This window comes from Streptomyces sp. NPDC001393 (assembly GCF_053597455.1).
In genome coordinates, this window is sequence record NZ_JBSFIH010000123.1 from 1 (window position 1) to 5,796 (window position 5,796).

The 5,796-nt window shown below is 66.5% G+C and carries 5 protein-coding genes and 1 pseudogene; 1 reads left to right on the forward strand and 5 read right to left on the reverse strand.

Going from position 1 to position 5,796, the window contains the following annotated elements; genetic code table 11:
- Positions 1 to 258: 258 nt before the first annotated feature.
- From ACWC2T_RS45450 to ACWC2T_RS45465, 4 genes are all read right to left on the reverse strand, one after another.
- Positions 259 to 1,434 carry a hypothetical protein gene (locus ACWC2T_RS45450; protein WP_450676154.1) on the reverse strand — a complete coding sequence of 392 codons (1,176 nt, stop codon included), beginning with the start codon at positions 1,432 to 1,434 and terminating at the stop codon, positions 259 to 261.
- A 44-nt stretch (positions 1,435 to 1,478) separates the two neighbouring features.
- Complete coding sequence (locus ACWC2T_RS45455; protein WP_450676155.1) at positions 1,479 to 2,537, reverse strand: gluconolaconase; 1,059 nt, start codon at positions 2,535 to 2,537, stop codon at positions 1,479 to 1,481.
- Positions 2,538 to 2,906: 369 nt separating this feature from the next.
- Positions 2,907 to 3,413, reverse strand: coding sequence for an ISAs1 family transposase (locus tag ACWC2T_RS45460; protein ID WP_450676156.1), 507 nt, complete (start codon positions 3,411 to 3,413; stop codon positions 2,907 to 2,909).
- A 2-nt stretch (positions 3,414 to 3,415) separates the two neighbouring features.
- A complete protein-coding gene (locus tag ACWC2T_RS45465) occupies positions 3,416 to 4,024 on the reverse strand; it encodes an ISAs1 family transposase (protein WP_450676157.1) in 609 nt (202 codons plus the stop codon).
- Positions 4,025 to 4,271: 247 nt separating this feature from the next.
- Here ACWC2T_RS45465 and ACWC2T_RS45470 point away from each other — a divergent pair, with 247 nt between their 5' ends.
- A complete protein-coding gene (locus tag ACWC2T_RS45470; protein WP_450676158.1) occupies positions 4,272 to 5,558 on the forward strand; it encodes an MFS transporter in 1,287 nt (428 codons plus the stop codon).
- 157 nt (positions 5,559 to 5,715) lie between these two features.
- On the opposite strand, the pseudogene ACWC2T_RS45475 reads toward ACWC2T_RS45470, so the two are convergent.
- A pseudogene (locus ACWC2T_RS45475) lies at positions 5,716 to 5,796 on the reverse strand (IS5/IS1182 family transposase); the annotation flags it as partial.

Genomic DNA, 5,796 nt, shown 5'->3' on the forward strand with positions numbered 1-5,796 from the left:
AGCACGTGAAGCCTCTGGTGGACACGGTTCTCTTGGTCGAAAACCCATCTACCAGGGGCTTCACCATGTTGTCAGCCCAACTACCAGGCTGCAGCCGCAGGTTGGAAAAGGCTCACTGACACCGCGCTCCGGTCGCTCATTGTGACAGGTACGGTCGGTCGGCGACGTACGACTGACCCGGCCCTAGGTTGTGGTGCCGGAACGCCAGACACCTCCCGCACGCGGTCCCAGGGCCTCGCCCGTTGCCCTCCGCCGCCGTCAGGTACCAGGCGTCCCCTGGGTCACGACCTTGCCGACACCTCCCAAGGCCTGGGCAGCACGCTGGGAGATCTGCCACAGCTGTCCTTCACGGTTGCTGACGAAGATCTGGCCGTTGCCGCTGTCCAGCGCGAGGCCTTCGCACGTCCCCAGAGCGCTGGCCAGGACGCGCTGCGCGCCGTCGGCCAGGGTCACCTCGTACAGGCGCCCGCCCACATGGTCGAGGGTGTACGCCTTGCCGGCGCCGTCGAGCTCCACGCGGATGGTGCTCGCCCCGGAAAGGCTGGTCACGATGCGGTTGTCGCCGTCGGCCAGGCTGACCTCGTACAGCTGGCCGCCGCCGTCCTTCCGGCCGACGTATGCCTTGCCCTTCCCGTCCAGCGCCACGCCGGAGATACCACCTGGCAGTCCGCTGGCGACCGTCCTCTTCTCTCCGCTGCGCAGGTCGACCGCGATCAGCTGTCCGTTGCTCCAGTTGACGACATAGGCCGTGCCGGTCCCGTCCAGCGCGACGCCGTACGCACCGGGGATGCTGGCGACCGTGCGGGAGGAGCCGCTGGACAGGTCCACCGCGAGCAGACGCGCACCGCTGAAGTCCGTGGTGTAGGCCGTTCCTGTCCCGTCCACCTTCACATCGCCGATGTCGCCCAGGCCCCTTGCAACCACGCGCTGGGCGCCCGTGGGGAGCTGCACCGCGGACAGCTTGTGGCCGTCGCGGTCGGCGACGTAGGCCGTGTTCTGCGACGGGGCCACGGCGAGCCCTTCGGACGCCCCCAGACCCGTTGCGACCAGGGCGAAGCTCCTCCTGTCGCCGATGAGCTTCGACAGGTCTTCCATGTTGGGCATGTCCTCGGCGCTGATGTTCGCCTTGGGCGGCCCGAGCGCCTTCGTGGCCGACGACGCCATGGAGGACGTGGAGCCGGGGTCTTCCGAGACCTGGCGCTGAGCAGCGGACACATCCTGGAACTGCTGGAAGAAGGGGCTCAGGAAACCCATCACGTCGAACGCCCCGTGCGCCGTCTGGCGCACGAGCCACGGGTCGCGCTCCCTCTCCAGATCACACACATCCGCCGAGACATCGCCGGCGCCAGGAGCATCACTGTGGAGCGCCTGTGCCGACTCTTTGGCGGAGTCGGCTTCGCCGCCGCCGGTGTCGAATACGTTCTTGAAGGACATGGCCTTCCCTCCTGATCTCCTCGGTCGAAGCGGAATCAGTTCTTCTAGAGGGGTTGCTTCTGGCTCGCGAAATCGATCTCTTCGGGCTGGAAGACTCGGTGTTCCCCGACTTTGACAGCGACGACTTCGGCCACTCCCTTTTGCATGAACCGCTTGTCCTTGTCCGCCATGTCGAAGTTGTTGCTGTTGTCGGCCAGCTCGCCGAGCGGCCATGCGATGACCTGGGAGTACTGCGGCTTCTGGGACTGCGGAGGAGTCCACTGCACGGGCACGGGCCGTGGGTAGTACAAGGCGACCCACCCGCCGAAGGTGACAGGGAACGCGTAGTCGAACCTCCTGATCTGCCGTCGCGTGGTCGCCATGACGTCCACTCGGCTGCTCACCTTGAGACTGAGCGATGACGTGTGCTTCCACGACGTGGTCAGCGAACCGCTGACGGAAGCGGTGACCCCGAGCATCAGCTGCGCAGACAATTCCCCGGTGCCGGTGGCGGAAGTCGTCGCTGTGGTCGTACTGGTCGCCTGCGTCTGTGACTCGTTGTCCACGCCGATGTTGTCCTTGCTGTTCTTCGCCGTGGTCTTCTGGGACTGGTTCAGCGCCATGCTCTTCTGCAGCTGCTCCTGCAGCGATGCGGTGGCCTTCGCCCCGAACGTGAGCTGCACTTGCCCTTGGAGCGACCAGCTGATCGTGTTCGAGATCGAGAATTCGACCGTGTCGGTCGCGGTGATTTCGATGGGGTCCGTTGCGTTGACGTACGTCTGTTTGGACAGCATGTCAGGGGGAGGCTGAATGATGTTGCTCTGTTCTTCGATGAGCGGCACACCCAGGTTCATGTAGGCACGCCACCCGCGCTGCTGCGCCGTATCTTCCTCTTGCGGGAATCCGCCGTACCGCACCTCGTTCAAGGAGAACCCCACAGGAGTGATCGCATCTCCTCCTCCTTCGGGCGTCCTCCTCAACGCGTTCGAGTTCCGGTGCAGAACGAAGTCGACCTTGGAGGCGATCTCGAGCTCCTCCTGGTTCTGCGTCGTCAGCGGATGACGCATGAACACGTCACCCAGATAAGCCCGGCCCACAGGGTTGGACACGCTATTGCCAGACATCCTTCAGGTCTCCTTTCGCTGTTTGTTGCATTCGGTGACGCAGTGTTCGGAAGGTGCGAGCCGTTCAGTGGCCGCAGGGTCGCAAGCCGTTCCAGCGCATAGGGAGGCCGCCGGGGAGCGAACGTCCGGTCTGCCGGTCGCTGGGGATCGGCTCGATCAACTCCCAAGCAGAACCGGGAAGTTCCTTCTGGCAGCGACGACGCTCAGCCATGAGTTCAGGTGTACAGGGCGGCTGGCGGTCCGGATCAGGCGCATGCCTCGGGCGCGCGAAGCGGAGAGTGCAAGATGTTGCGTCTTCCGATAAGAGGAATAATCCGGGCTGGAAGGGGCTCAGGGCTTCGGCGAAGTGATGCGCCGTCCGTTTCGTGATCATGTGAGTCCCAGGAGGGCGAGCGGCCTGCCGGCGTCGCGGGCGTTGCGCCGCAGGCTGGCGGCGATGTTGGTGCTCCCTGCAAGGCGGAGAGCACCGATGGCGAGATTGCGCCAGGTGGCCATGGCGCGAGGTGCGGCGCCGGTCCGCAGCTGGGAGGCGTCCTCGGCGAACGTCACGTCTCTGACGTGGTGCAGGGCCTCGATCTTCCAGTGGTCACGGATCAAGCTCGCGAGCTCGGCGGGCGTGGCTTGCTCGGCAGTGAGGCTGGTGACCGCGTAGACGGTCTTGATGCTGATCCTCCCGGTCCTGCGGTCCACCCGGCGGCGCTTGAGCTGGGCGGCCTGGCGGGCCCCGGGAAAGAGCAGGTTGTTCACCGTGCACACCTTGATCCGGCGGATCTCGCCCCGGCCGTGCCCGGCGTCACGGGTGCGTGACTGCAGCGGAATCTGCTTCCACGGAAGCGACTTGAGCTGCTTGCGGAGCTTCTTCTGATTCCCCTTCACGATCACGATGTAGTGCGCGCCCCGGCAAGCAGGTAGTCGGCGTGCTCGCGCTGGGTGTGCATCGCGTCGCTGGTCACGACCACGCCCGCCAGGTCGGCGACGGTCTCCAGCAGCGGCTTGAAACAGGTGATCTCGTTGGTCTTCTCGCCCACGTCCAGCTGGTCCATCACCAGGCCGCGGACGTGGTCGCAGGCGGCGAGCAGGTGGATCTTCCGGCCCTCGGCCCTGGCCGCTCCGCGCAGGCTCTTGCCGTCGACCGCCAGTCCGCGCAGCCGGCCGTCGGCGCCGGAACGCCGGTCGGCCAGCCAGCGGCCCACCGCCCGGTCCAACGCGTCGCCGTCGATGCGGCCCAGCAGCCGCCGCACCGTCGATTCCGCAGGCAGGCACCGCTTTGGGAACACCGGATCGGGCCGTACGCCAAGGCGTTCCAGGACAGCGGACGGAGCGTCGGCGATCCACTCGCCGACCGCCAGCAGGGAGGTCGCTCCGGCCAACACCGCGCACGCGGTCAGCGCGAGCACGACGACCAGAGCGTGCCGCACACCGCGCGGATCGCGCGGGTCGGGCACCTCGCCCAATCGCTCCAGCAGGCCCGGGACGTCCTCGGGCACGGCCTCGCCATGCTCGCGGAGTTGGTCAAAGGCAGGCGGGATCAGCGATGATGCGTCGGCAGGCACGGTCTTCCACTCGGATCACGGGGCGTAGAGAACTCCATGATCTTGGAAGCCGTGCCTGTCACGTTCCGAGAGCGCCGCCCAGCTGACAGATTGCCACGAACCGGGCGTCACACAACTACGCCGAAGCCCTGCCCGCTCGAAGGGCTCGAGAGCTCACGGCATGATTCCGAGGGTGGACCCGATGTATGACACACCGGACCGGCCCAGAAGCCGCTGGGGAGTATTCGCCCAACTGGATTTCCGTCTGCTCTGGATGGGCGAGACGGTGAGCGGGCTGGGCAACAGCATCACCGTGGTGGCCTTGCCGCTGATCGCGGTCGTGGTGTTGGACGCCAACTCCATCGCAGTTGGCCTGCTCGCCGCGGCGGTGTGGCTGCCCTGGCTGCTGGTGGGCCTGCCGGTCGGCGCGTGGGTGGACCGGATACGCAAACGGCCACTGATGATCGCGTGCGATCTGGTCTCCGCCGCGGAATTGGTGAGCATCCCACTGGCGGCGTGGCTCGACGCGCTCACCCTTGAGCACATGGTCGTCGTCGCGCTGATCTGCGGCATCGCGGCAGTATGCATCAACACCGCGTACCACTCGTACATCCGGATCGTGCTCGACGGCTGTGACCTGATGGAGGGCAACGCCAAGCTGCAGGGCAGTGCGGCCGCCACCCAGGTCGCCGGGCCAGGGACGGCGGGGCTACTTGCCCAGACATTCGGCGCGGTCACCGCGCTTCTGGCCGACGCGGTGACGTTCCTGATCTCCGCCATCTGTCTGAAGCGGATCAGAGTGATCGAGCCGGATCCCGCTCCCGACGAGGAACACGCCCCCCTCCGACAGCAGATCGCCGAAGGACTCCGCTTCGTAGGCCGGGACCGGTACTTGCGGCCGATGGGCACCTGGGGCGCCGTGATCAACATGGCACTCATGGGCTACCAGGCGGTCCAGGTCGTGTTCCTGGTCCGCACCGTCGGACTGAACCCGGCCATGGTCGGGCTACTGCTGACCAGCGGCAGCACCGGCGGAATCGTCGGCGCGCTGGTGGCCACCAGGGTCAGCCGACGGTTCGGCGCCGGGCGCGGGTTACTCCTCCTGCAAGTGGCCACCGCGCCCTTCGCGCTGCTCCTGCCAATGACCACCACCGGTCCGGGACTGCTGCTGTTCGCGATGGGCGCCTTCCTCGTGGGGATCGGCATCTCCGTGGCCAACATCGTGGTCGGCAGCTTCCGGCAGACCTACTGCCCGCCCCACATGCTCGGCCGGGTCGTGGCGACGGCCATGATGATCAACCACAGCACCATTCCGCTCGGGGCCCTGCTCGGCGGTCTGCTCGGCGGCGCCGTCGGGTACCGGCCCGCCATGTGGATCATGACGGGAATCGTCGCGCTCAGCTGGCTCATCCTGGCCATGAGCCCGATGCGCCGTGAACGCGATCTTCCGCAGACCTGCGATCTGGAACAGGCACACGCCAAGGACTGAAGGATGAAAGGCGCCGGCCGGCCAGGCCGCCCGACCGTACGGAACGGCGCACCGGGCAGGCCACGGAACGTGGTCGGCACGCACAACCTGCTGAACCAAGTCGGGCTTCCCGTCCTTTCCGCCCGCAACACCGCCATGATCGAAGCAGTGAGCCCTTTCAGCGTTGCCTCTCCAGAGTGAGGATGGCTTTGGCGATGACGGCCATGAGGTTGGGGCTGCAACGCGCTCTGCGGAAGAT

What these genes read in the sequence shown, in the direction of transcription:
- ACWC2T_RS45455 (WP_450676155.1), bottom strand. Translation starts at nt 2,537, where the DNA reads ATGTCTGGCAATAGCGTGTCCAACCCTGTGGGCCGGGCTTATCTGGGT.
- ACWC2T_RS45450 (WP_450676154.1), bottom strand. Translation starts at nt 1,434, where the DNA reads ATGTCCTTCAAGAACGTATTCGACACCGGCGGCGGCGAAGCCGACTCC.
- ACWC2T_RS45470 (WP_450676158.1), top strand. Translation starts at nt 4,272, where the DNA reads ATGTATGACACACCGGACCGGCCCAGAAGCCGCTGGGGAGTATTCGCC.